This window comes from Paraburkholderia sp. SG-MS1, from assembly GCF_012275575.1.
In the GTDB taxonomy this organism is placed as follows: domain Bacteria; phylum Pseudomonadota; class Gammaproteobacteria; order Burkholderiales; family Burkholderiaceae; genus Paraburkholderia.
This window is the reverse complement of record NZ_NPIH01000262.1, coordinates 1-2579: the sequence shown is the minus strand read 5'-3', so window position 1 is coordinate 2579 and position 2579 is coordinate 1. Positions and strand designations below refer to the sequence as shown.

The window sequence follows — 2579 nt, the reverse complement described above, 5'->3', positions numbered from 1 at the left end:
GCGAATACGGATGCGGTCAACGTCGCCCAATTGAACATGGTCAGCGATCAGAACACAGCCACCGCTGCAAAGCTCAACGGTGCGCTCGTGTATGACCAGAACGTCGACGGCAGCCTCGACCAGAACAGCGTCACGCTCGCAGGCGACGCGGCAAGCGGTGGCACCGTCATCCACAACGTCGCCGCCGGCACCGCTGACACCGACGCTGTCAATGTCGCTCAATTGAAAACAGTCAGCGATCAGAGCGAGGCGACAGCCACAAAACTCGACGGCGCACTCATGTACGACAGGAACGCCGACGGAAGCCAAAACCGCAACAGCGTCACACTGGGCAACGACGCATCGGGCGGCGGCACTGTCATCCACAACGTCGCCGACGGCGTGGACGCATCCGATGCAGTCAACCTCGGGCAGTTGAACGCGGTCGTCAACGGGGTAGTCAACAACGCCTCGGTCAACGCGGCGAACCCGTTCATCAGCGCGCAAGGCAGTCGAGATACCGAAGGCGCAGTATCGTCGGGCGTGCATTCGATCGCGGCGGGCGCGAATGCGCGGGCCACAGGCGCCAGTGCGACCGCCATCGGTGCGAGTGCCAATGCCAGCGGCAATAACGCAGTCGCGCTTGGCGCGGCGGCGAATGCGAGCGCGGACAATTCAGTCGCGTTGGGTCACGGCTCGGTCGCGGACCGTGCGAACGCGGTGTCGGTGGGCACGGCGGGTCAGGAACGCCAGATCATCAATGTCGCAGCCGGGGTGCAAGGCACCGACGCGGTCAACGTCAATCAGTTACAGCAGACCGTAGGCGGCGTGCTCACCCAGGCGAACCGCTACACCGACGATCAGATCCGCTCGGCCCGTCGTGACGGCTATGGCGGCACGGCGTCCGCGCTAGCAATAGCAGGCTTACCTCAGGCGGTCATGCCGGGTCGCGGCATGCTCGCGATGGGCGGCGGCACGTATGGCGGCCAGTCGGCGTTGGCCATCGGCATGTCGCAGTTATCGGAAAAGGGAACGTGGGCCTACAAGCTGCAAGCGAGTACGGATTCGCGCGGCGAGTTCGGCGCCTCGATCGGTGCGGGCGTGCACTGGTAGGCGGACGTCATGGAGCCGGTCCGCTTCAAGGTCCAGTCGCCGTGATGATTTCAGCATGGTTGCGTGGCCATGGCGAGCGCGGGTCTAAAAGGCCCGCGCCGTTTGTGGCGGGACGTCATTCTCACAAGGCAGGACGTGTCAGGAATTTCGTGTGCTGAGGTCGCTGTAAAAAGTCTCAGCTGATGGCGTTGGTGAAGCGCTCGCCGAACAGAATGGCGAACTGATTGACCGCTTGCCGCCAGGTGATAGGCGGCATCTTCCAATCCTTTTCGATGTTGCGCAAGGCCAGATACAGCAGCTTGCTGGCGGCTTCGTCGCTGGGGAAGTGGCCGCGGTTCTTGACGATCTTGCACAGTTGCATGTGCATGCTCTCGATGGCGTTGGTCGTATATATAATCCGACGCACTTCGGGCGGATAGGCGAAGAACGGGATCACCTGCTCCCATTGACGCTGCCACATCGCCGCCACGGTGGGGAATTTGCGGCCCCAGTCGCTTTGAGCGAAGGCTTCGAGCGCGGCTGCCGCCGCTTCGGCCGTGGCGGCCTGATAGATCGGCTTGAGCGCGGCAGCCAACGGCTTGCGGTCTTTCCAGCTCGCCAGATTCAGCGAATTGCGGATCAAATGCACGATGCAAGTCTGGATCTGCGCGGCCGGATAAACCGCCTCGATCGCTTCGGGAAAGCCGCGCAAGCCATCGACCACCGCAATCAGGATGTCGTGCAAACCGCGGTTCTTCAGCTCGTTGAAGACCTTTAGCCAGAACTTGGCGCCTTCGGTCTGTTCGATCCATAGGCCCAGCACTTCCTTGCGGCCATCGGCGCGGATACCCAGCGCCAGGTACACCGCCTTGTTTTTGACCGTGCCTTCGTCGCGAATCTTCAGCCGCAGAGCGTCGAAATACACGATCGGATACATCGCCTCAAGCGGTCGTTGCTGCCATTGCTCGACTTCAGCCAGCACTTCATCGGTGACGGTGGAGATCAGGTCGGGCGACACTTGCAGTCCGTACAGCTCCAGCAAGTGGCCCTGGATCTCGCGCACGCTCATACCGCGCGCGTACATGCTGATCACATGGTCGTCGAATCCCGGCAATCGACGTTGGTATTTGCCGACCAGTTGCGGCTCGAACGTCGCCTGCCTGTCACGCGGGATATCCAGATTCAACTCGCCATTGGGCGTGATGACCGTCTTCGGGCTCGTGCCGTTGCGGTGGTTGCCGGCGTTGCCCTGCTCGGCCTCAGCCGTCAGGTGATGCGTCAGTTCGGCCGCCAGCATGCGCTCGGCGAGTTGCTTCTTGAGCAGGCCGGCCAAGCCCGATTCACCGAGAATCGACTCGGCATCCTTGTTCTGCACCTGGGCCAGCAGTTGATCAATCAGTTCATCCGGAAACAGCTTCGGCGTGCTCGGTTTCTTGCTCTTCTTTGTCATGCTTGTTGTTTCGGTCATAAGGGCGTTCCTTTCGGTATCGTCTCATGACCTCGGCACA

At 61.7% G+C, this 2579-nt stretch carries 2 protein-coding genes; one reads left to right on the top strand and one right to left on the bottom strand.

Annotated elements, in window-relative coordinates:
- Positions 1-1092 (top strand): YadA family autotransporter adhesin (locus CIC12_RS26580; RefSeq protein WP_174772210.1); only part of this gene is annotated, 1092 nt, incomplete at its 5' end.
- Positions 1093-1267: 175 nt separating this feature from the next.
- Here CIC12_RS26580 and CIC12_RS26575 read toward each other — a convergent pair.
- A complete protein-coding gene (locus CIC12_RS26575; RefSeq protein WP_168665893.1) occupies positions 1268-2521 on the bottom strand; it encodes an IS256 family transposase in 1254 nt (417 codons plus the stop codon).
- Positions 2522-2579: the final 58 nt, after the last annotated feature.

Bases quoted from the DNA above. Each gene is read 5' to 3' on its own strand.
- CIC12_RS26575 (WP_168665893.1), bottom strand. From the start codon at position 2,521: ATGACAAAGAAGAGCAAGAAACCGAGCACGCCGAAGCTGTTTCCGGAT.